General features: G+C 45.1%; 16 protein-coding genes, 1 other RNA gene and 1 pseudogene. 11 read left to right on the top strand and 7 right to left on the bottom strand.

What is annotated here, in order from left to right; genetic code table 11:
- Window positions 1–97: 97 nt before the first annotated feature.
- Window positions 98–809, top strand: a pseudogene (locus RIM23_RS24570) (RNA-guided endonuclease InsQ/TnpB family protein); the annotation flags it as partial.
- Window positions 810–877: 68 nt separating this feature from the next.
- Here the strand turns inward: RIM23_RS24570 and RIM23_RS24565 are convergent.
- From RIM23_RS24565 to pedR, 3 genes are all read right to left on the bottom strand, one after another.
- Window positions 878–2,266: a DUF3370 domain-containing protein gene (locus RIM23_RS24565; protein ID WP_446370199.1), complete on the bottom strand. Its 1,389-nt coding sequence runs from the start codon at window positions 2,264–2,266 to the stop codon at window positions 878–880.
- A 279-nt stretch (window positions 2,267–2,545) separates the two neighbouring features.
- Complete coding sequence (locus RIM23_RS24560) at window positions 2,546–3,601, bottom strand: M28 family peptidase (protein ID WP_446370197.1); 1,056 nt, start codon at window positions 3,599–3,601, stop codon at window positions 2,546–2,548.
- Window positions 3,602–3,751: 150 nt separating this feature from the next.
- Window positions 3,752–4,036: a photosynthetic electron transport-dependent transcriptional regulator PedR gene (pedR, locus tag RIM23_RS24555; RefSeq protein ID WP_446356443.1), complete on the bottom strand. Its 285-nt coding sequence runs from the start codon at window positions 4,034–4,036 to the stop codon at window positions 3,752–3,754.
- Window positions 4,037–4,191: 155 nt separating this feature from the next.
- Between pedR and RIM23_RS24550 the strand changes: the two genes are divergently transcribed.
- Window positions 4,192–5,166, top strand: a complete 975-nt coding sequence (locus RIM23_RS24550) for a carbohydrate kinase family protein (protein ID WP_446370195.1) — start codon at window positions 4,192–4,194, stop codon at window positions 5,164–5,166.
- An 87-nt stretch (window positions 5,167–5,253) separates the two neighbouring features.
- Here the strand turns inward: RIM23_RS24550 and RIM23_RS24545 are convergent, their stop codons facing one another.
- Window positions 5,254–5,760 (bottom strand): hypothetical protein, encoded by a 507-nt coding sequence (locus tag RIM23_RS24545; RefSeq protein WP_446370193.1) that lies wholly within the window; start codon window positions 5,758–5,760, stop codon window positions 5,254–5,256.
- Window positions 5,761–6,354: 594 nt separating this feature from the next.
- On the opposite strand from RIM23_RS24545, the gene RIM23_RS24540 reads away from it, so the two are divergent.
- Together RIM23_RS24540 and RIM23_RS24535 are read left to right on the top strand one after the other, a co-directional pair.
- Complete coding sequence (locus RIM23_RS24540; RefSeq protein ID WP_446370191.1) at window positions 6,355–9,711, top strand: tandem-95 repeat protein; 3,357 nt, start codon at window positions 6,355–6,357, stop codon at window positions 9,709–9,711.
- 281 nt (window positions 9,712–9,992) lie between these two features.
- Complete coding sequence (locus RIM23_RS24535) at window positions 9,993–11,219, top strand: class I SAM-dependent methyltransferase (protein ID WP_446370190.1); 1,227 nt, start codon at window positions 9,993–9,995, stop codon at window positions 11,217–11,219.
- Between the two features lie 339 nt (window positions 11,220–11,558).
- Here RIM23_RS24535 and RIM23_RS24530 read toward each other — a convergent pair whose 3' ends face one another.
- Entirely contained in the window at window positions 11,559–11,987 is a 429-nt protein-coding gene (locus tag RIM23_RS24530; RefSeq protein WP_446370188.1) for a hypothetical protein, read from the bottom strand.
- A 195-nt stretch (window positions 11,988–12,182) separates the two neighbouring features.
- Here RIM23_RS24530 and groL point away from each other — a divergent pair, with 195 nt between their 5' ends.
- The 7 genes from groL to RIM23_RS24495 all read left to right on the top strand — a co-directional run bounded on the left by groL (window position 12,183) and on the right by RIM23_RS24495 (window position 20,163).
- Window positions 12,183–13,856, top strand: a complete 1,674-nt coding sequence (gene groL / locus RIM23_RS24525) for a chaperonin GroEL (RefSeq protein ID WP_446370186.1) — start codon at window positions 12,183–12,185, stop codon at window positions 13,854–13,856.
- A 773-nt stretch (window positions 13,857–14,629) separates the two neighbouring features.
- Window positions 14,630–15,817 (top strand): hypothetical protein, encoded by a 1,188-nt coding sequence (locus RIM23_RS24520; protein ID WP_446370184.1) that lies wholly within the window; start codon window positions 14,630–14,632, stop codon window positions 15,815–15,817.
- Between the two features lie 28 nt (window positions 15,818–15,845).
- The gene (gene corA / locus RIM23_RS24515) at window positions 15,846–16,994 is read left to right on the top strand and encodes a magnesium/cobalt transporter CorA (RefSeq protein WP_446370182.1); all 1,149 of its coding nucleotides are present in this window, start codon (window positions 15,846–15,848) and stop codon (window positions 16,992–16,994) included.
- A 77-nt stretch (window positions 16,995–17,071) separates the two neighbouring features.
- The gene (locus RIM23_RS24510) at window positions 17,072–17,683 is read left to right on the top strand and encodes a hypothetical protein (RefSeq protein ID WP_446370180.1); all 612 of its coding nucleotides are present in this window, start codon (window positions 17,072–17,074) and stop codon (window positions 17,681–17,683) included.
- A gap of 55 nt (window positions 17,684–17,738) precedes the next feature.
- Window positions 17,739–18,166: RNase P RNA component class A (gene rnpB / locus RIM23_RS24505), an RNA gene on the top strand.
- 45 nt (window positions 18,167–18,211) lie between these two features.
- Complete coding sequence (rnc, locus tag RIM23_RS24500) at window positions 18,212–18,934, top strand: ribonuclease III (protein ID WP_446370178.1); 723 nt, start codon at window positions 18,212–18,214, stop codon at window positions 18,932–18,934.
- Window positions 18,935–19,038: 104 nt separating this feature from the next.
- Entirely contained in the window at window positions 19,039–20,163 is a 1,125-nt protein-coding gene (locus RIM23_RS24495) for a Gfo/Idh/MocA family protein (RefSeq protein WP_446370176.1), read from the top strand.
- Between the two features lie 28 nt (window positions 20,164–20,191).
- Here RIM23_RS24495 and RIM23_RS24490 read toward each other — a convergent pair whose 3' ends face one another.
- Window positions 20,192–20,803, bottom strand: a complete 612-nt coding sequence (locus tag RIM23_RS24490) for a Uma2 family endonuclease (RefSeq protein ID WP_446370174.1) — start codon at window positions 20,801–20,803, stop codon at window positions 20,192–20,194.
- Window positions 20,804–20,884: 81 nt separating this feature from the next.
- Window positions 20,885–22,999 (bottom strand): ATP-binding protein, encoded by a 2,115-nt coding sequence (locus RIM23_RS24485; RefSeq protein WP_446370172.1) that lies wholly within the window; start codon window positions 22,997–22,999, stop codon window positions 20,885–20,887.
- Window positions 23,000–23,054: the final 55 nt, after the last annotated feature.

Below are 23,054 nucleotides of genomic sequence, written 5' to 3'. Positions count from 1 at the left end.
GACACCCAATTGGGGTAGACATAGGTGTAGGGGCGAAGCATTTGCGTACTATACTTATGCCACTTCCTGTTCACTAATCTCCGCAAATGCTTCGCCCTTACTGGCGACCAGCGATGGCGTTGTTGTCAAGCCGCCTAAGTTTTTTAGGACACTACAAAGCAAGCTTAAATTGCTGCAACGTAGGCTGTCTAGGAAACAGAAGCGGTCAAAAAATTACGAGAAAAAACGACTCAAAGTTGCCCGACTTCACCACTACATTGACAACATCAGGAAAGATTTTCACTTCAAGCAAGCTCACGCCCTTTGTGATGCTGGCGATATGGTTTTCATGGAAGATTTAGACTATAGAGTTAGCGCCAAAGGGATGTTGGGTAAGCAGATGCTTTATGCGGGTTTTGGTCAATTTCGTACCATTACCCAATATGTGTGTTGGAAGCGTGGGGTGTAGGGGCGAAGCAATTGCGTACTATACTTATGCCACTTCCTGTTCACAAAACACCCCAAATGCTTCGCCCATACTTGGTGTTGTTGATGCCAGGGGTACTTCTCAGGAGTGTCCTGAATGTAAAGGTGAAGTCAAAAAAGACCTAAGTGTTCGGGTACATGATTGCCCTCACTGCGGCTACAAAACCGATAGGGATGTTGCCAGCGGTCAGGTAATCAGAAACCGAGGAATAAAGTTAATTGGTACCGATGGGCTATCGGGAAAGGAAACTGCCTGTGCAGCCGAACTACCGGGGGTTGAGGTAACTCAATCTAGGCAAGTGGCGCAATCCCCAAGGGGAATAACCAGGAAATCCTCAAAGTGATTTGGGGAAGCCCACACCATAATTTTCAATTTGGTGTGGGAGGATGTCACCCTACCGCTTGTTATGGCTTATTTGACATTCGCCATTTGTCCAACATCCGTTACCCCCAACGTTTCCACCGTCAAAACCTGCGGCGGCGTTGCATCTGGCGGATACAAAAAATCAAATTGCACCAATCTCTGACTCGATGGTGGCATAGACAGCGTCACTAACGGTTCCCCTTTTTGTCCCCGTCGTTGAACTAAATGCCAATACCCTGTCCGAGGTAATCCCGCATCATCGTTATAGCGCAGTCGCACCGTTCCTCGGAAAAAGACTTGGGGCGCGGGTGGTTCCAGAAAGCGTAATCCCTGCTGAATTTGCTCTTGTTTCAGAGGTGTTTGCAGGGATACTCTCACCGTTTGCGTCTCCCTTGTCGGATTCACTAAGGGTAAGGTTAAACCATATTGCACTCCATAGTTTCCATGGGCAAAATAGGCAGTATCGGGATACCGTACCAGCATCCGCGCACTCTGACTTTGACCTGTACCTAAACGTCCACCGGGTAAAGTACTCAATCCATAGGAAAAGGCGTCTCCTGGTTCAGGAATGGTTAAAACCTGGGAGGTGGGACTATCGGTTAACTGAGTTTGCCACTGTGATCCTTGAGCCACACCTGCAACCCGACCATAGATGATTTGACCCGTTGTCGAGTCAGGTGGAGTAGGAGTGCGATCGCGTGGTCCGGCTAATTCCCCTGTATCCAATAGCTGCTGCCATTCTACCAGGGTGGGGGCGCGTTCATTTCCCGCCTCATCAGTGGGTGCATAACGGGCGAGACTCGCCAGATATACCTGTCCATCACTGCGTAACCGCATTAACGTGGAACGACCATTAATTGGCGGTTCCAATGGTTTCACGGGAATTGGTAAATTGAGTAACATACGGCTTTCTTGAGGCGGAATCACCACTTGCGGCGGAAACTGGGCTTGGCGATATCCTCTCAAGATATCACTCATTACCCGACTACCAGGACCTGCATACACTGTACTTTGAGGATTCTCAACTTGAGAGGGTAACTGGATAAACGGTGCATCGGGTTGACTCAAATAACTAGCCGCTTGCAAAATATCAACCGTGACCGATTCTGTACCAGGATTATGTACAAGTATTCCCTGATAAAGCGTCCGTAAATCATCAGGTGTTGGCGCTTTAGCAACGTGGTGGGCAAAGATATCAAAGCGTCTCTGAAAGGGGAAGTTTAAGTGGGCGCTGGGAGTGGCTTTGTTGTTCCCAGGAAATGTAGAGAGTAATATCCCCTCAGTTTGGACGAGTTCCGGACTATTGCTATTGAAAACGGGAATCTGATCCAGTTGTCCCGGTAACGGACGCACTTGTTGCGGTTGTACAATCTCCACTTGGGGTGGGGGTGTAGGGGTAGCTTGGGCGAGGGGGAAAATGGGTAAAAACGCGAACATGAACAGATAAAGGTTTTTAGGAAATAGGGAACGGGTAGCAAAGAAAATAAGTATACTGCATTACTTTGATAACCGCCAATACTGCTGACCGGAATAAACAGTATATTATCTTAGAAAAAAGGGGTAATTTAGTCGTTGGCTATAACTACTTTTATCCAAGTGACAATGTTAGTTGCTTTCGAGGAACAGCTAATGGTAGATCTATCACTATGACAAACTTTTCTTAGGTAGGGCTAATACCTAACACCTATCCCCACCACAATACTTATTCAGCAGACCCTATGTAACTTTATTTCCGGCTAATTCAGTAATCACCTTTTCTAATCCAGCAACAACTCGCGCTAATCGTTCATAGTCTACTTTATCGGGCGTATCTTCGTCAGTATGATAGTAGGGATAGCGAAAAGGTGCCGTATCTGTAACCATTACACCAGGATAACCCTGCTGCCAAAATGCCCACTGATCTGACCAACCCACACCGGGAATTAAATTAGGTAACGTCGCACCCTCAGAGGGAAATTTGGCATGGCGGCGGAAGGATTCAACGACGTTGTGAACAAGTTTTGTTGACCCTAAATTGCCGACAAAAGCAATAAAATTTCCTTGTAAGGGATAAATCCGATCTAAGGGAAACGGATAGCGCTGAGAACCAATCTTATCAGAATAATAACCCATCGTTTCCAAACTCAGCATCGCCACAATATTCTCCTTGCGATCGCGGCATCGTTTAGCATAGACTAGACTCCCCATATTATCTGTCTGGAAAAAGGGCGGTTCCTCGTTCACAAACTCTACAAAACGCAGAGTCCTAGTTGGCTTTTTCCCCACAAATAAACGCGCCAGTTCTAAAGTTGCGGCTGCGCCCGTACCGTTATCATTCGCCGCCGGACTGGTATAGACTGAATCGTAGTGACCCCCAACGACAATGATTTCATCGGGTTTTTCAGTACCAATAATTTCGACTTCTACATTGTAGTAAGTTTGATTGTCTATTTCGTATCCCTGTCCCTTGACTGTATACCCAGCTTGTGATAATTCTTTCTCGAAAAAATCAGTCGCCGCGATTAAACCGTCATAGTACAAATAGTTGCGCCGTCCAATTTCACCCGCCAGTTTTTCCACATCTTGCTCAAGAGCGTTTTGCAAGGCGATTTCGTTTTGAGTCAGAGGTGGGAGTTCACCCTGATAACTTTCTCCAGGCATTCGGATCATCAGGAACCACGCGCCAACGATGACAAGTAAAAGGATGATACTCAGTATAGCGAGTCGGACGGCTCCGGAGCGATTTAGGAGGGGAATTTTCCACCACGGTTTACTCAGTCGGTCATTTGTCATTTGTCAGGGAACTCTTAACAGGGAATACAACATAATTTAGACAGGGCGGGTTTAGTGACATCTGGGTGAAAACCTTCCCGTTAATAGTGAAACCCGCCCCTACACATAGACGGGTCATGGCGCGTCTGTACATTCCCCCATCTCTGTGTTCTAAGAAACCACCTCATCAGTGTTATTCGACCTGGGAGGTAACGTGCAACAATTAATATCATTCAAACAAACCTTACCCCACTGCAACGCCCAACGCACCAGTGCGACCCGATTATCAGTATGGGTCTTCTGCAAAATATTACTAATATGATTATCGACAGTACGCTTACTGATTTCCAGATCTTGGGCAATCTCCTGATTGGTTAAACCAGCGGCGACCAGTTCTACAATCTGTAATTCGCGGTCTGAGAGAGAAACTGACTTATCCGACTTGCCACCAGCCATAGGTATTTTGCCCTTGGTACATTTACTTATGCCTTTTTAATTCTAACGAACTCTGGGATACCTACACGCCATAAATCATCATGGTTTGAGAGATTTTTTTTAACTAGGGGTAAAGCCTCTGGTAGTCTGAGGGAAAGGTTGAGGTATATATTGCCGTGACTAATCCCCGTGTTCTGTGCCTCGGTGAAATTTTATTTGATCGCCTAGCCAATCAGGTGGGGCGACCCCTGGAACAAGTCGAATCCTGGACGCCTTACCCTGGGGGAGCGCCAGCGAATGTGGCTTGTGCGTTAGTTAAGTTGGGTACCCCGGCGGGTTTTATCGGATCTGTGGGAGTCGATGAGCCAGGAAACCAGCTTATCCGATTATTAGAGGATGTGGGTGTGGATAGTAGTGGTGTTCAGCGTCATCCCACTGCACCAACCCGACAGGTTTACGTGCTGCGAAAAGAAACAGGCGATCGCGAATTTGCTGGATTTGGTGATTTCGACACATCCCAATTTGCCGACGCCTTCCTTGATGCTTCTAAGTTACCCGAATCCTTATTTGAGGGGGCTGATTATTTAGTTTTGGGTACCCTAGAGTTAGCCTATCCCAAAACCCGACAAGGGATTTACAAAGCCCTGGATCTTGCCGATCGCTATGATGTCAAAGTATTGGTGGATATTAATTGGCGTCCCATGTTTTGGTCAGATCCTACTCAAGCAAAACCACTGATTGAGGAAGTTGTCAAGCAAATCGATTTTCTCAAAATAGCCAAAGAAGAAGCCGAGTTATTCTTTGATACCTCAGATGCGGGGGCGATTACCCATCGTCTAGATTCAGTGGAAGGAGTTTTGGTCACTAATGGGGAGCAAGATATAACCTACTGTCTCGGTGAACAGGAAAGCACATTCTCACCTTTTACCATGAATGTGCAAGACACCACAGGGGCGGGTGATGGTTTTGTCGCGGGCTTTGTTCACCAACTTTGTCAAAACGGATTAAAATGTCTAGCGACGCCAGAGTCAGCACGAGATGTCGTCAAATACGCCAGTGCGGTTGGGGGAATGACGAGTCTAAAACCTGGTGCGATCGCGGCTCAACCAACCGCAGCCGAGGTGGAAGCGTTTTTGCAGGATAAGGATTAATCTACTTATTGTAGGAAGGGGATAGAAATACAGAGGCACAGAGAACACAGAGGAATCTTTGTGTCTTCTGTGTGGGTTTATGTCTGTTTAGGTTCCTGAGCGCTCCCGATGATTCAACTGATTTTCCTGCGATCGCTTCTTGCGTTCGGCGTATTCATTAAAGTTCACGACTTGAGAATCAGAGGTGGGTATATCATCGTTAGGGTTGGCTCTAGAAACCTCTGATGGAATGGTTTGATTAATCGTCCTAAAGTTCTGAATCGGAGGATCTTCAACTTTATGATACGTTACCCCACGAAATCGATAGGTTTGGACTAATGGTGGCTGAGGTTGTCGTGGCTGAGAATAACGGATAGATTGACCCCTATGATATTGGGTGACAACGTTATCCTGCTTGGAGTTACTCCCTTGGATCACCATTGTCAACTTTCCGTTAACCATAGTTATTATTTTCCGTTTTAATAACTCTTTCAATGTGTCCCAATTTTCCTGGGGATGCTCTCTCAGCCAAGAGTCCACAGCTTTCAGCGCAGGGACAGGAGGCAGATTAAATTGCATCAAAAGAATAGCGAGAACTTTTCCTTCAGTTGTCATTTTTTTAGGGGGGTGAGAAAGCAAGTAGTTGGGAAAGCAGATACAGCTTGGAGGAGTGATCTAGGTTCTGGACAAAAAACCTTGATGCTAATTCTCCATTTTGTTAAGAAAGTTATCTATAATTGTCTTCGGGATCAATATGCTACTGCCTCAGCCATTTCTTTTAACTTTTTTCAGCCATTTGGTGTATTGACAAGATTGGTCATTTGTCCTTTGTCATTCGTCATTGGTCATTTGTTTGCTCCCCTGCTCCAAAAATTAAAATCGCTCAATTCCTTGTCAGTAGAGACGTAGTATGCTACGTCTCTACTTTTTCCTATTGCCTATTGCCTATTCCCTCCCCGCGTAGCGCTATAACTGATGTTTCGGCGATCGCTTCTTGTGTTCTGCTGATTCATGTTGAGGATCAGACATGGGTATATTCATTACAGGGATAAGCTCCTGAAGGAAAAGTTGTCAATAGCTTTTTCTTGAAGATTACGTGAAGATTAAGGACTAGGTTAGTAAAGATTCTGTAAAGATGATGCTTCAATGCAAATTTATGTTAAAAAAAACTATATGCCACGTATGCGAGAAGCGAGGTTGGGGTGAAAAATGCTCTTGGGAAAAACCGATAATGATGACAATACCGTAATTGTTCCCTTCAATGTTCTTACACCTAACCTAGAAGTATCAGCAGCACAAGTAACAGATGCTAATGGGAATCCAGTAACATCGGTAGCGGCAGATGAAACAGTTACTCTGTCTTGGACAGTATTTAATAGTAGCACCACGGCAACGGCAGGAGCAAATTGGTGGGATAGAATCTATATTTCCCAAGATACAACCCTTGATAGTTCGGATACTTTATTACTGAGCGAATATACAAGTTCGTTTACACCGTTGGCAGCGGGAAATGACTATACCATTAACCACAATGCGACTATCCCAGAAATTGCTACAGGGGATTATTTCTTCCTGTTTAAGGCTGATGGTACTGAGGTACAACAAGAAACAGATGAAACGGATAATATTACGGCGATTCCGATTCAGATTGATGCGCCTGCTGACTTGGTAGTCAACTCCATAACTGCACCAGCAACAGCCAATTTTGGTGATACCATTACTATTGATTGGCAAGTTGCCAACTCAGGAATAGGAACGACTACCAGAACATGGCGCGATCGCGTCTTTCTTTCTAGTGATAATACCATCAGTACAAATGATACTATCTTACTGACCGAATTCGCTCCAACGACTCTCGCTTCAGGTCAAACCTACAATCAGTCAGTATCGGTTACTTTACCCTTAAATAACTCCATTCAGGCGGGGACTTACTTCCTTTTAGCTCAGACGGATAACCTTGAGCAACAGTTCGAGACGAATGAAACCAATAATGTTAACTCAACCCAAATTGAACTGACAATTCCGCAGACACCCGACTTAATTGTCAGTAATATTAGCGCTCCTCCCACAGGCTTCTCAGGACAGGGGATAGAGGTTTCTTGGACATTGACGAATCAAGGGGATGGGACAGCTAGTGGCACTTGGACTGACCAAGTTTTCCTGTCTAATAATCTCACAGTTGGTAACGATCAATTCCTGGATTACTTTACTTTTACCGGGACTCTTGCACCCGGAGAATCGATAACTCGCACCCAGATAGTAACGCCGCCAATTGATTTAGCAGGCGATCACTATTTCGTCGTTAACACAGATACAAATAACCAAATTTTTGAATTTACTGAGGACAATAATAACAGCGCGATCGCTGACCAGGCAATTAGCCTAGAATTGTCCCCTACTCCTAACCTGCAAGTAACCAGTGTTACGACGCCAACAACAGCCTTCTCTAGTCAGGAAACCGTTATCGAATGGATTGTCACCAATAACGGCACGGCGGCTACCAGTACACCGATTTGGACGGATCAAGTCTGGCTATCTCTAGACCAAATCTTAGATAACAATGATACGTTATTGGGTTCAACAACGAATCCCAGCTTCCTCAATGTAGGCGATAGTTATAGTAATAGTCTTACCGTTACGCTACCCCAAGGAATTGATGGTGATTACTTTTTCATTGTCCAAACTGATGCCGGGAATCAAGTCTTTGAATTAAATAACGAAACTGACAATAATGGAGTTAGTCAAATCCTCACTATTAATGACATTAACGAATCTCCCACGATTACCTCTAACTCCACTCCTAACCTAGATGAAAACACGACTCTAGTTACCACCATTACCGCCACTGATCCTGATGGCGATATTCCCACCTTCTCGATTACCGGAGGAACCGATAGTAGTCTCTTTACCCTTGACCCCAACACCGGAGAATTAAGCTTTAACAACGCTGCCAACTTCGAGTCTCCCCTAGATGCGGATGGGGATAACAGTTATGATGTAGAAATTACGGCTGATGATGGTAATGGCGGTAATGATAGTCAAATTCTCACGATTACTGTTAATGACATTAACGAATCGCCCAGAATTACTTCTAACTCCACTCCTAACCTAGATGAAAACACGACTCTAGTTACTACCATTACTGCAACTGATCCTGATGGCGATATTCCCACTTTCTGGATTACCGGAGGAACCGATAGTAGTCTCTTTACCCTTGACGCCAATACCGGAGAATTAAACTTTAACAATCCTCCCAACTTCGAGTCTCCCCTAGATGCCGATGGAAATAACAGTTACGACGTAGAAATTACGGCTGATGATGGTAATGGCGGTAGCGATAGTCAAACCCTCACGATTACCGTTAATGACGTTAACGAAACTCCCACTGCTAACAACGATAACTTCAGTACGGATGAAGCTACCGCCTTCACAACTGCCAATGTTTTAGACAACGACAATGACCCCGATTCTAGCGATACAATCAGCGTTTCTAACCTCGATACCACAACCACTTTAGGTTTAGTCATCAATAACGGTGATGGCACATTCCACTACGATCCAAATGGTCAATTTGAATTCCTGGCTGTCGGAGAAACAGCTATCGATAACTTCAGCTACACAATCGACGATGGTAACAGCAACACTGACAATGCTACCGTTAACATTACCCTCAACGGCGTTAACGATAGTCCCATTGCCAATGATGATAATTTCACTATCAACGAAGACTCTGTTTTCACCACAGCTAGCTTCTTAGACAATGACAGCGACATCGACAGCAATGATACTCTTACCTTCGCCAGTCTCGATACCAGCAATACCCTCGGCACCGTCACGCTTAATGCCGACAATACCCTCACCTACAACCCCAATCAAGCCTTCGCTTTTCTTAGCCAAGGAGAAACCGCAACTGACAGCTTTATCTACACCCTAGACGACGGCAACGGTGGCATCGATACCGCCACAGTCACCGTAACCATTAATGGCAGCAACGACGCACCCACCCTGAGTACCATTAACAAAACTGGGGATGAAGACACGACGATTTCGTTCACGGCGACTGACTTTACCACTGTATTTAATGATGCTGAAGGAGATAGTCTCAGCCAGATTAATATTCTGTCTCTCCCGGCTAACGGTATCCTCCGTTTAAATAGTACCGCTATAACCCCAGGGGAAACGATTGCTGCCGCCAACCTAGATAACCTCAGCTTTACTCCCGATGCTAACTTCAATGGCACCACTAGCTTTATCTGGAATGCCGCTGATGGTTCCCTATTCGCTTCAGGTGCAGCCGTTAATCTTGCGATCGCGTCGGTGAATGATAACCCAGTGAGTGGAGATGATAATGCTACGACTCTAGAAAATACAGGGGATCTGATTTTTGATTTCAGCGATGGTGAGGATTCTTTTTTACTCACCAATGGTCTAACTTTCGGGCAGTTAAGTATTACATCTAATGGTTACAGTACCTTAATTAGTGATAGTAACACCAGTGAAGTATTGGTGACAGTTTTAGGTGTATCAGACTCTTTAATTACTGAAGCTGACTTTATTCAGGGTTAGAAATTAAAGTCAGGACTGACGCAGCAACATCACTTATGGGGGTAAAGTGCGTTACGCTACTGGACTGACACAGCTAAAATTGTGGAATAGATTTGACCATTGAATCTGGCGCACGCCATGCGCCCCTACAATTCTAATCCACCAATTAAGGTGTGCCACGCCACTACAAATAGAGGCTTTGCGTAAGTCCTAAAAGTAAAAACCAATAGTAAGATCGCTATAGTAGGCACAAAGCCTGCCAGCCGCGAGTCCAGCGCTTACTACAAACCCCATCTGCACTTATGTCATTATCCCAAAAGGAACAATCCCTGAGACAGCTAATTGCCGATAAAATTGCGGCGACACCGAATCAGCGTATTTCATTTGCCGACTATATGGATTTAGTCCTTTATCATCCCCAACAGGGATATTATGCTACAGGTGCAGTTAATATTGGCTCCGAAGGCGACTTTTTTACCTCATCCCATCTGGGTCATGATTTTGGCGAATTACTGGCGGAACAGTTTGCCCAAATGTGGGAAATTCTGGAACAGCCTAAACCCTTCACTTTAGTAGAAATGGGGGCGGGTCAAGGATTGGTTGCGGCTGATGTTTTAACCTATTTACATCGACAGTATCCAGACTGTTTTGCCGCGTTAGACTATATCATTATCGAAAAAGCAGCGGGATTAATTAAGAAACAACAACAAGTTTTAAATCAACTCAATATACCTGAATTGCCCTTACGCTGGTGTACCTTTGATGACCTACCCGATCATTCAATTATTGGGTGTTGTTTCTCGAATGAACTCGTGGATGCATTTCCGGTGCATCAAGTGGTACTGGAAAAGGGACAGCTTCAGGAAGTCTATGTGACAACGATAATGACAGAAACCAATGAAATTCATTTTGGTGAAGTTATCGATGATCTTTCTACACCTCAGTTGAAGGACTATTTTCAATGGATGGGAATTGATTTATATTCGGGAGCCTATCCAGATGGCTATCGGAGTGAAGTAAATTTGGCAGCCTTAGATTGGATTAAAACAATTGCGAGTAAGCTAAACCAAGGATTTTTGCTGACCATTGATTATGGATATTCTGCCGATCGCTATTATTTACCCGTCCGACATCAGGGAACCTTAAAATGCTATTACCAACACCGCCATCATGATAATCCTTATGTCAATATTGGACAACAAGACATGACCGCCCATGTCAATTTTACGGCATTGGAACGACAAGGAGAACTCTCCGGATTACAACCCGTAGAATTGACCAAACAAGGATTATTCTTAATGGCATTAGGATTAGGCGATCGCATTTCGGCACTATCAGCCGGAAACCAGCAGGGACAAGCAATCGCAGGGGCGCAGGATGTAATCAGAATTATGCGGCGTCGGGATGCTTTACATCAACTGATTGACCCGACTGGATTGGGGGGATTCATGGTGCTAGTACAGAGTAAAGGGTTGAGTCTGGAAAAAGCGCGATCGCTTAAAGGATTAACGATTCCGCCAATTGTTTAATTTGTTGTATGTCATTTGTCAAAAGATGTAGGGGCGGGTTTAGGGAAGATGTAGGGGCGGGTTTAGGGAATCTGTAGGGGCGGGTTTAGGGAATTAATTTAGCTAGTCACCAATAACGGAACAACAAAACCCGCCCTCCCCACCAATAACGGAACAACAAAACTAACCCTCCCCACCAATAACGGAACAACAAAACCCGCCCTCCCCACCTATAACGGAACAACAAAACCCGCCCTCCCCACCAATAACGGAACAACAAAACCCGCCCTCCCCACCAATAACGGAACAACAAAACCCGCCCTCCCCACCGATAACGGACGAATGACGAATTGATAAACTTTAGCTTAAGTCTTGGAGCGCAATTTGAGGATAGGTTTCTTCGTCGTATCCCGACTCATCAGCCATCCAGCCATTGACCAGTTCGATGACATCCTTTAGGGAATCATCTTCTGTTTTTGGGAGTGAAGATTGGTCAATGGAACTCAGGCTATAATTAACACTTGGATAGTTCGATATTTTCGAGATTGTATAGGCTGAATCAGGTATTTTTTCAAGTTTTGCCAAAATATCTCGACAAACATCTCGATAAAGAGATACTGGAATATTATCCTTACGAATATTCTCGATATTCAATAAATCTTTTGATTTCATTAAGGTATATTTTGATTGAATCAAACTATCGATTTTTATCCTAGCCTCTAACAACTGCTCTAGAGAAAGGGCATCCAGTCGTTGAATAATTTCGTCAAAAGGTTTGGTTTCTGTCATAACGATTAAAAAGCAACTCAACTCTCTCTATCCTAACGGGGACTGAGTTGCAGCGCTGAATCCACACAATCTCTTACCCTCCTGCCTCCTGCCTTCTGCCTTCTACCGTAATAACCGAACCGCAAAAGAATTAGCACTCACGTAACAAGAGTGCTAAATTTGCTAATGGAGTAACGAGTAAGTATTGGGAACCCTATGGCAAAAATCGTTTCGTTTAACGAAGAATCACGGCGAGCTTTAGAGCGGGGAGTCAATGCTCTAGCAGATGCAGTCCGGATTACCCTTGGACCCAAAGGGCGGAATGTCCTGCTAGAGAAGTCCTTTGGCGCTCCCCAGATTGTTAATGATGGTATCACCGTCGCCCAAGACATTGAACTAGAAGACCCCTTAGAGAATACGGGGGCGCGACTGATTCGAGAAGTCGCATCCAAGACCAAAGAAATTGCCGGCGATGGTACCACAACCGCTACCGTTCTGGCACAGGCAATGATTCGGGAAGGACTCAAAAACGTTGCCGCAGGTGCCAATCCAGTGGCTGTACGTCGAGGGATTGAGAAAACCATTAATCATCTGGTTAAAGAAATTCAGTCCATGGCTCAACCCGTAGTTGGCGATGCGATCGCGCAAGTCGCCACCGTCTCAGCCGGGAACGACGAGGAAGTCGGGCAAATGATTGCCGAGGCGATGGACAAGGTAACCAAGGATGGAGTAATTACCGTAGAAGAGTCAAAATCGCTCTCCACTGAGCTTGAAGTCGTGGAAGGGATGCAAATTGACCGGGGTTATCTCTCCCCCTACTTTGTCAGTGATCAGGAACGGATGACGGTGGAATTTGAAGATTCCTATCTGCTGATTACTGATAAAAAAATTAATAACATCCAAGAATTAGTTCCCATCCTGGAAAAAGTTGCCCGTGCCAGCAAACCCTTACTGATTATCGCTGAAGATGTCGAAGGGGAAGCCTTAGCCACCCTGGTGGTAAACAAAGCACGGGGGGTTCTCAACGTCGCCGCCGTCAAATCGCCAGGATTTGGCGATCGCCGCAAGCAGATGCTGCAAGATATTGCCGTTCTGACTGGGGGTCAGCTCATTTCCGAAGAAATCGGTCTCACCTTAGATACCGCTTCTACTGATATGCTGGGAACGGCGCGGAAAATCACCATTGACAAAGACTCAACCACCATTGTCGCCAGTGGTGACACCAAGTCAGAAGTGGAAAAGCGCATTGCTCAAATCCGCAAACAGCTTGACGAAACCGATTCTGACTACGATAAAGAGAAACTGCAAGAGCGGATTGCTAAACTTGCCGGTGGTGTGGCAGTGATTAAAGTGGGTGCCGCCACAGAAACAGAACTCAAAGATCGCAAACTGCGGATTGAAGACGCCCTGAATGCCACCAAAGCCGCGATCGATGAAGGGATTGTTCCTGGTGGTGCAACCACGTTGATTCGCTTAATTTCTAAGGTTGATGCCATCAAAGCTAGCCTGGATGCTGAAGAACAAATCGGTGCGGATATTGTTGCCAAAACCTTAGAAGCCCCCCTGCGTCAGATGGCAGATAATGCAGGGGTTGAAGGTGCGGTGATTGTCGAGAAAGTCCGAGAGAGCCAAGGCAATATTGGTTACAATGCGGCAACGGGCAAGTTGGAAGACTTAATTGCTGCGGGTATTCTCGATCCCGCTAAAGTTGTGCGTTCAGCACTTCAGAATGCCGGTTCCATTGCCGGAATGGTTTTAACCACCGAAGCCCTGGTTGTCGAGAAACCTGAGCCGAAGTCCGCAGCGCCTGACATGGGCGGCATGGGCGGCATGGGCGGCATGGGCGGCATGGGTGGCATGGGTGGCATGGGCGGCATGGGTATGATGTAGTCCTCACCCGTTTCCTATAATTCATGACTGAAGCAGCTTGTCTAGTTGGACAGGCTGCTTTTTTGGGATTTGCTGTTCGGCATTTAAACCTTAATGCCAATAATGACGAAATCTTTGTCGTGTGAGCATCTTGCTCCCTACTAATGCCCAATTTAAATGCATGATAGCTTACAAGACAGAGAGTAAGGTGGGCAATGCCCACCCTACTGCCGTGACCCAGCTAAAATTGTGGAATAGGTTGTAGGTTGGGTTGACGTAGGAAACCCAACGAAATCCGGTCTTCCGTACTTAGTGTGCTAAACTATCAGTTTTAATATCTTAAAAGCAATCACCATAAAGAATGTAGCGCCTAAGCTCCTCAAAACAACTTGAAATTAGGGGATAAATGGCTAAAGCTCTTGCTGTCGAATATTTTAGCAACTCAAACTAACAATTTAGCACACCAACTACGGAAGACCCAGGAGAATTCGCTTCACTTCATGTTTTGTGGAGGTAGCTTGCCGGTCAAAAAAGGTAAAGCACGATAAAAAAACCGACGAAAAAAGCCTCTTAATCTCTTTTTGTTCAGTAATGTTTCTTCTTTCTCAGCTTCTGGTTTAGGTTCGAGTTGATTTGTCGTAGTCTCAACTCCAGTTATCAGCAGTATCCGAATTGAACGGCTAAATCAGCCCCTACATCTGATTTGTGGGAGACGACATCCACAGTCTGGGATTTGCCGATCGCCTATTTTTTGGGTAACACTGGATGAGACAATGGCAGAGAAGGATTAAACTATGCTTGTTTTTTTTATTCACGGTGTTGCCACATCCAACGTCAGATATGCCGATCCACTACAACGTCTCATTCAGGAAGAGTTTGATCAACTAGGAGAATCTCGTCCCCATTTTTATTCTTGTTTTTGGGCAAATGTCCTAAATGATGTTGGCAAGATATGGAACTGTATTCATCAAGACTTGCAGGAACTTAAGAGAGAATATCCTCAAACTCGCCCAGATGATATTTTCCGTTATCGAGAATTTCGGGAAGGATTCCTATCGGAGTTCGGCGGAGATTTTTTAAGTTACCTAAATCCTGAACGCGGTGCTGCTATCAGAAATCTGATTGCTCAACAGCTAGCCGATTTTCTGACCAAGAATCCTGAAGAAACAGAACTCCATATTATTACTCACTCGCTGGGAAGTGTTATCCTATGGGATATCTTATTTTCCGATAGATTCAGCACTGAAGACCCAGTTCATGATATTCGAGCCGTGATTCATGGCTTGAGCGAGTCTGGAAACATCAGAAAAGTGCATCTCAAGAGCATAACAACAATGGGCTCACCCATTTTATTCCTGAATATGATGTTAGAGGTTAGTCCCGACAAACTTAAGCAATTTGCCAATCGTTATCAAAACCAACCGCTAAGATGGCGAAATATCATTCATTCCTCAGATTTGGTTGCTTATCCGCTGCGGTCAAGCTTAAATCTCCAACTCTCTGATAACATCTTTTTTCGAGATGAATATATCTCGACTGATGCCAATCTAGCTGAAAAAGCTGCCCGTGCTGTTGGTCAATTTGAAGCAGCACTTGCATTAGGTGTCGCTGATGCTCATGGTTCTTATTGGCATTGTTCCCAAACTGCTAATATAGTTACGTCTAATATGCTGGGAAGTCAAGGGATTATCCGAGATGTGATTAATCGTTTAGATAAAGTTCGCGGCATGACCAAGAAAATGTTGGATTTTACCAAAGATAGTCCGACCAATAGAACTTTACAGTCGCTCAATTTTCCAGATAAGAGTGGAATCCTATACCTCGTTGTTAATCCGGTTCAAGTTCATTATATTTATGTTTATGATGATAAAGATAACTGTAAATTTGCTGGATATGTAGGTTGGATGGATACTGGCGGATTAAAAGAAGAAGTTGAATGGATTAAACTAAATCTTTTTGCCAAGTCACGGAATAATCCTTAACCTAAGGATAAACACTCAGGAGCGCTAAATGACACAACGACGTTTCCCAGGGGGCAGGTTAGCCACAAAATCAGATGATAACGATGACGACGAAGATCTATTTGAGTATTTCTATGATAAGCCAGGGAGTCTACCGGGAACCTTAAGCATTGATGAAGATGCTTGTCCGTCATTCATCGTTCTGATTGACTACAACGAAAGCCATGCCAATCGCGTCACGAATTTAACCCCAGACGCCTGTATACCTTACCTGACGAGTGACTCTGTATCTTGGCTTGATATTCAGGGGTTAGGCAGTGAAGATATCTTATTAAGTGTGGGACAAATTTTTGGGTTACATCCCCTGTTATTGGAGGATGTTGTTAATGTTCCTCAGCGCCCAAAATTGGAGGATTACAACGACCAGTTACTGATTATATCCCAGATGGTCATGCCTAAACCCACAGAAGATGGGTTCTGGATTGAGCAAGTGAGTTTTATCTTAGGGAAATCCTATTTGCTGACATTTCAGGAAGAACCAGAACGGGATTGTTTTGAACCAGTACGCGATCGCATTCGGGCAAATAAGGGTAAAATACGTCAAGCGGGTGCGGATTATCTGGCTTATACGCTCTTAGATGCGATCATTGATGGGTTTTTTCCCGTACTAGAAGACTATGGGGAACGCATTGAGGCTTTAGAGGATGAAGTAATTCTCAACCCTAGTCATCAAACTCTGGAGAAAATTTACCAGGTTCGTCGGGAATTACTGGCGTTACGCCGTTCGATTTGGCCCCAACGCAGTGCGATTAATTCACTAATTCGCGACGGTAGTGATTTGATTAGTTCAGATGTTCGTATTTATCTCCGAGACTGTTATGACCACACGATTCAGGTTTTGGATATGGTGGAAACCTATCGAGAATTGGCGTCGGGTTTGATGGATGTTTACTTGTCCTCAGTCAGCAATAAAATGAATGAGGTGATGAAAGTATTGACCGTAATGTCAACGGTTTTCATTCCAATCACCTTTATCGCTGGGGTTTATGGGATGAACTTCCAATATATGCCAGAATTAACCTGGCGTTGGGGATACTTTGCCTGTTGGGGAGTGATGATCACAATCGCGGCGTCTCTCTGCTTCTTTTTTTGGCGTCGCGGCTGGTTCAAGGATTCTCGATTAACCAAGCCTGATTAGTGTCATCCGTTAACTGTTGACTAATCATTTTTCACGAGTTGCTTGCCTGTTGTGTATTGATTAGGGGTTATAATTTTATGGATTTAGCTACCGAAGTTGCCAGAAATGTATTGGTATTAACAATTTATTTTATTGTAGTCGCCTTAGTTTTTAACCGAGCATTTCAATCCCTAGATAAGCTCGTAAACTTTGAAACTGATTCCGCCTATCTCAATAAGGAATTATCCGCCAACAAGCTACAGGATATTCTGAACGTAAAATTTTCATTTGCTGAGAAATACGAATTGGATGAACTGCACCGATTATGCATGAGTATTGAAAATAAATCTAAAGATGTTTTCGTTGAAATTGATTGGAAACAGTGCTTTATTAGTGATTTCGATAAACGGATACGCCGAGCTATTCGCGTGATTCCGGGCAAAAATGAGGCAGCCGCTCAGTCACCGAGTACGATTCTTCCCGGTCAAACTCTAAAAGAAGAGATCAGCGATGAAAAGATCGGTTCCCCCCTTTTTGATCCCAAAAAGCTGCAAGCAGCAGCTGACAAAACCGACTATTTTTACTTGCGCTTATTCTTGAAAATATCGGAAGCAAATGTAGGTGGACGTTCCTGCAACCTACGCTGTCAGTTCATTGCCAAAAATCTGTCTTGGAAAAAAGCACTGACCCTCGCCTTGCAACCCAAATAATTACGGTTATCTGCCCCAATAAATAGCCCACAGCGGTTAAAATAGATGATAAGGAGAGAGTCGGCGCAGGTGGTTGCGGATTCACCCTAGCGGTGAATCTGAGGAAAGTCCGGGCTCCCGAAAGACCAAACTTGCTGGGTAACGCCCAGTGCGGGTAACCGTGAGGATAGTGCCACAGAAACATACCGCCAATTTGTCATTAGTCACTAGTCTTATGTCTATCAAAAAGGACATAAGACAAAGGACAATTGACCAATTGGTAAGGGTGCAAAGGTGCGGTAAGAGCGCACCAGCAGCATCGAGAGGTGCTGGCTCGGTAAACCCCGGTTGGGTGCAAGGTCGTTAGGAACTACGGTTGGTCTTTTACCAGTTCCTGCTTAAAGAGCCGCTAGAGGCGTCTGGTAACAGAGGTCCCAGATAGATAACCACCCTCCTAGTAGTTAGCTAGGAGAACAGAACCCGGCTTACGTCCGACTCTCTCCCTTCTATTCATCAGTCTATTGTCGGGGCTCTTTTCACGGATGAATTATGACCATTGACCCCAGACGACACAAACAACTGCAAAAATTAGTGCAAAAGCTCGGATTACTTGACAATGCACCTGTTCAATGGTATCTTATCGACTTGGCGCTGACTCACCCCAGTATGTCCGCCGATGTGAACTATGATCAGTTGGAATTTGTCGGGGATGCTGTGGTGCGAATTGCTGCCTCAGAGTTATTATTTGAAACCTATCCCAACGCTAAAGTCGGTGACTTTGCGGCAATTCGTTCCGTGTTAGTGAGCGATCGCGTCTTGGCTCAATTGGCTCAAGAGTACGGACTGGAGCGATACTTGCTCTTGGCTCCCAGCGCAGCGGCTGATAAAATGGGTGAGACTTCACGACTGGCTGATGCCTTTGAAGCGATGTTAGGCGCACTCTATTTAAGTACCCACACCTTAGAATTAATTCGCCCTTGGCTTGATCCTCATTTTCAGCGATTAACTGAAGAAATTCTTAAAGATCCCGCCCGCCAAAACTATAAAGATGCTCTCCAAGAATGGACTCAAGCTCACTATAAACGTTTACCCGAATATCGCCTTACCGAAACCAATACCGTTGAGGTAAATGAGAATCGTTTTACTGCCCAAGTTTGGTTTCAAGGTCAGCAATTGGGTGAAGGAAAAGGGCGCTCTAAAAAAGCGGCAGAACAAGCCGCAGCTAAAGAAGCTTTTGCTAAAGTGATTGGTGATTATGGATTGGTAAACTAATCTGTTGAGTCCGTAATTGATAATTGAGCGGGGCGGGCGCGAGTGACATCAGGGTGAAAAAAAAGGATAATGGTGAAACCCGCCCCTACAGATTCAAAAATTCTATGAAGATTAAAATTGCCGTATTGGGAGCAGGACGATGGGGTACACATTTGGTGCGGAATTTCGCGTCACATCCGGATGCCCAACTGGTAGCAGTAGTTGATTCCTCTGAGGAACGCTTAACTCAGCTTAAAGAACGGTTGAAACTGAATGACAATGTGGTTCTAACAGACAATTGGCAGTCGATAGGTTCCCAAATAGAATGTGATGCGGTTGCGATCGCGACTCCGGCTGTGACTCATTATTCCCTGATTCAAGACGCCCTACAGCAAGGTTTCCATGTCCTTGCAGAAAAGCCCTTGACCCTCGATGCGGCTGAATGCCAACAGTTGTCTGATTTAGCCCGTCAACAGCAGCGCCAATTGATGGTAGATCATACCTATTTATTTCATCCGGCGGTTGAGCAGGGCAAAGCGGTGGTGCAATCGGGGTGTTTAGGAGAATTGCGCTATGGCTATGCTGCTCGGACTAATCTAGGACCGGTGCGTCAGGATGTAGACGCGCTGTGGGATTTAGCGATTCATGATATCGCGATCTTCAATACCTGGTTAGGTGAGCAACCTGTGCAAGTTCAAGCCACGGGACGGGTGTGGTTACAACGTCAACAAGGAGCAAGGGACACGGCTGTAGGCGCTCTTTTGACTGATAAAGTTTCACCGCAAACCGCTAATGTAACTAAACCCGCCCTTCTTAGTGAGCAAGATTTAGCAGATTTTGTTTACATTATTTTGACGTACCCGACGGGTTTTCAGGCATATATTCACTTATGTTGGCTCAACCCGGATAAACAAAGGCGTTTGGGGGTAGTGGGGAGTCAAGGAACGTTGATTTTTGATGAGATGCAAAATGATACGCCTCTGACGCTTCAGCATGGGTATTTTGAGCAAAGTGGAGATGTTTTTACGCCTGCGGGTTTACGGCGTGAAGTCATAGAAATCAAGGGGAGCGAACCTTTGGCGGTGGTGTGCGATCGCTTTTTGCAGAGTGTGCGCGGTAATCAACCTGTCTCAGAGTCTTCAGGCTGGGTGGCGGCTCAATTGGTCAATATCCTCACTTGTCTATCCCAGTCTCTCCAACAGGGGGGAGAGCCGATTAAGGTTCCCCAGCTATCTGAGCAGTCAACTTGACAATCCCATCGCGCTCAAGCAAGGTAGCTTAAGTTTCTTCTAGATTATCTTCAGGAAAGACAACATCTTCATACAGCAAAGAAATAGGACATCGGAAATCAACGCTAGTTAAATACACCTCTAGTTCTGTGCCGTTAGCCGTTGTTTCTTCAAATGAATAAGACGTGAGTTCCCATTTTCCTTTCTCATTGAGCCGATAGGATTCCACGTTCATTTTGTCTGGCTCAATCAGAACATATTCTTTTAAGGTATCAATCCGACGATAATGCTTAAATTTCTTGCCGCGATCAAAAGCTTCTGTACCTGGAGACAGGACTTCTACCAGTAAACATGGATGATAGATAATTTTACGCGATCTTTGATCTCGCAGATCGCAACTAACCATCACATCTGGATAGTGAAAAGGTCCCTGAAGCGAAACTCCTACTTTGGCATCTGCCATAAAGACTTTACAGCCTTTACCCCGCAGGTGATTTTTGAGTGCAGATGTCAGATTGACGGCAATGGAGTTATGGGGAAGAGTTCCCCCTGTCATCGCAAAAACTTCCCCATTAATATAGTCGTACTTTAGGGGTTGTTGTTCTTCCCATTCCAGATACTCCTGAGGAGTCATTAATTGAGGTTGGGGTTGAGCAATCATTTGAAATGTTTCCTTTCAATATGAGACATGGGATAGTTTTTCCGGCGCTGTCAATCCCGTAGGTAATCCTAGGTTGATAAATTAATCGGTTGTAACTTTTCCGTTAATCTCGCCAATTGACTCCTGATGTTTAGGCAAGTCTGTTGATAGCTTTTTGGGTTGCTGACTATCCCGTTTAGCTTCTGTAGCCTTTCCTGTTGTTTGGACAAGGGGTAAGCTAATGTTTACCGTCGTTCCCTGACCTTCTCCAGCACTAAACAGAGTAATTGTCCCCCCCATCAATTCGATCAAGTTGCGGGAAATAGCCAGACCGAGACCTGTACCACCGTACTTGCGTGTGGTTGACCCATCTACCATGACAAAGGGACGAAAAAGTTTAGACTGTTGCACGGGATCGATGCCAATTCCCGTATCTTTAACCGTTACAACAACTTGGGAAAGCAACTCTCCAGTTCCTTGATCTTTAGTGACTTGCCCATTGCTGGGAGTATTGGAGACGCGAGCAATAGAGGTAGAATCATCAGAACTTACTAATGGCTGGGTATTTTCACTAGCTGGTTCAATCCGCGTACTGACTGTAATGCTGCCCGAATCGGTAAATTTTTCGGAATTGCTAATAACATTGATCAGGACTTGCTTAAGTTTAGCGGGATCGGCGCGAACTGGAAGTTTTTCATGTAAGTCTTTTGTCTTGAAATCGATACCCTTCAATTGAATCGGTACTGCCTGCAAGTGAATCACTTCATCAAGCAGTTGACGCAGATCGATAAGTTCAATTTCAACCGAGAGTTTACCCGACTCAAGCTTTGCCAGATCCAAAATATCGTTGATAATTTTCAACAGGTGAATGGCAGCCTCATCGGCTCGTTGTAAAAAGTCTAATTCTTCCTCGCGGTCATCACAGAAACCATCTTTGACCAGTCGCAGGGAACCAATAATACCATTGAGAGGAGTTCTCAGTTCGTGGGATGTCGTGGCAAGAAACTCATTCTTAAGCTGGTTGGCGGCTTGGGCTTCTTTCCAGGCGGTTTCAAGTTCTTCCGCCCAATGTTTGAGGCGCTCAAACATGGCATCAAGGGCTTCGGCTAATTGGTTAATTTCTCGAATTTTGAAGGTATGAGGAATGCGATAGTTAGAGTGAAGCTGGGATTCATGGAGGGCACAATCTCTGAGTTTTTCTAAGGGACGGGCTAAATCGCGGGCAATATAAATCGTGGCTAAAATACTGGCAGCAATTAAGCCACAGGTGAGGATAAACAGAACTTGGCGGATATCCTGAAGACCGACCAGCGCACTCTCTAAGGGAGTAACGGCGAGAATAATCCATTGTTGGTCGGATTGGTCGCTAATCGGACTTTTAATCGCGGTGTAGCCAGCGAGGAATTCCTGAGCGTCCTTTTCTAAGGCAAGATGGATAAAGGACTCACGACCTGCGATCGCGTCTTCTACCAGACTTTGAAATCTTGGGAAATCGGGTTCTTCGTTGATATTGCGTCCCACTTGCTTGGGGATGGGATGCACCAGAATCTTACCCGCTTGCGTAATTACCACGGCTTCACCAGACAGTGAACCGGGCTGGGTATATTTGGACTGGAGTAAGATTGAGCGAATACTCAAAGCATATTGGAGTTGACCATCGGAGTTATAAACGGGCGCACTCAACAGAATGGGGAGTTGAGTTTTGGCTGAGATGGCTTCGGCTTGCTTTTGAGGGGGGGTTGAGGGTGCTGGGGGAAGTAGGACTGTTACCCTAATTTGAGACGGATCTGAAGAGACCTCACCTTGCTGTCTAGACCATTGCGATACCACTGGCTGAGTCACGAGTAACGGTTCGTCACAGGTACTGCTAACGATATCTTGAGTCTGGATATCACTCAACTGCACGCAATTGATCGGGGTTGGTAGTTGTTGCGCCAGTTGATTGACAAATTGTTGATAGGCTGTCGATGACTGAGATTGGAGGACTATGGCTTGGCTAGCGGTCAGCAGGTTGGCTTTTAACGCTGAAATCGCCTCTTGAATGCTGTCCCCTTTTCTCACAGCACTTTCGGTTAAATTTTGACGTGCTGTGTCGAGAAGCGTTGAGCGTGCTTTTGTGTAGGTCACATAAACTCCCAAGAGCAACACTGGTACGCTGAGTAACAACAGGCGTGACAGCAGAACACGACGAAAGGAGGATTGACCTGGCTTAGCCATAAGATGTGCTGGTGTGATAGGAAGAAAACGCAACAGAAAAAGTAATCGTTAATAC

The sequence above is a fragment of the Coleofasciculus sp. G3-WIS-01 genome, assembly GCF_040223135.1.
In the GTDB taxonomy this organism is placed as follows: domain Bacteria; phylum Cyanobacteriota; class Cyanobacteriia; order Cyanobacteriales; family Coleofasciculaceae; genus Coleofasciculus.
Note: the sequence above shows the minus strand (reverse complement) of the source record. Positions and strands in the feature narration are given on the sequence as shown.

What these genes read in the sequence shown, in the direction of transcription:
- RIM23_RS24520 (WP_446370184.1), top strand. Translation starts at nt 14,630, where the DNA reads ATGCTTGTTTTTTTTATTCACGGTGTTGCCACATCCAACGTCAGATAT.
- RIM23_RS24535 (WP_446370190.1), top strand. Translation starts at nt 9,993, where the DNA reads ATGTCATTATCCCAAAAGGAACAATCCCTGAGACAGCTAATTGCCGAT.
- rnc (WP_446370178.1), top strand. Translation starts at nt 18,212, where the DNA reads ATGACCATTGACCCCAGACGACACAAACAACTGCAAAAATTAGTGCAA.
- RIM23_RS24485 (WP_446370172.1), bottom strand. Translation starts at nt 22,999, where the DNA reads ATGGCTAAGCCAGGTCAATCCTCCTTTCGTCGTGTTCTGCTGTCACGC.
- groL (WP_446370186.1), top strand. Translation starts at nt 12,183, where the DNA reads ATGGCAAAAATCGTTTCGTTTAACGAAGAATCACGGCGAGCTTTAGAG.
- RIM23_RS24540 (WP_446370191.1), top strand. Translation starts at nt 6,355, where the DNA reads ATGCTCTTGGGAAAAACCGATAATGATGACAATACCGTAATTGTTCCC.
- RIM23_RS24545 (WP_446370193.1), bottom strand. Translation starts at nt 5,760, where the DNA reads ATGACAACTGAAGGAAAAGTTCTCGCTATTCTTTTGATGCAATTTAAT.
- RIM23_RS24495 (WP_446370176.1), top strand. Translation starts at nt 19,039, where the DNA reads ATGAAGATTAAAATTGCCGTATTGGGAGCAGGACGATGGGGTACACAT.
- RIM23_RS24530 (WP_446370188.1), bottom strand. Translation starts at nt 11,987, where the DNA reads ATGACAGAAACCAAACCTTTTGACGAAATTATTCAACGACTGGATGCC.
- RIM23_RS24565 (WP_446370199.1), bottom strand. Translation starts at nt 2,266, where the DNA reads ATGTTCGCGTTTTTACCCATTTTCCCCCTCGCCCAAGCTACCCCTACA.
- RIM23_RS24510 (WP_446370180.1), top strand. Translation starts at nt 17,072, where the DNA reads ATGGATTTAGCTACCGAAGTTGCCAGAAATGTATTGGTATTAACAATT.
- RIM23_RS24490 (WP_446370174.1), bottom strand. Translation starts at nt 20,803, where the DNA reads ATGATTGCTCAACCCCAACCTCAATTAATGACTCCTCAGGAGTATCTG.
- RIM23_RS24560 (WP_446370197.1), bottom strand. Translation starts at nt 3,601, where the DNA reads ATGACAAATGACCGACTGAGTAAACCGTGGTGGAAAATTCCCCTCCTA.
- corA (WP_446370182.1), top strand. Translation starts at nt 15,846, where the DNA reads ATGACACAACGACGTTTCCCAGGGGGCAGGTTAGCCACAAAATCAGAT.
- pedR (WP_446356443.1), bottom strand. Translation starts at nt 4,036, where the DNA reads ATGGCTGGTGGCAAGTCGGATAAGTCAGTTTCTCTCTCAGACCGCGAA.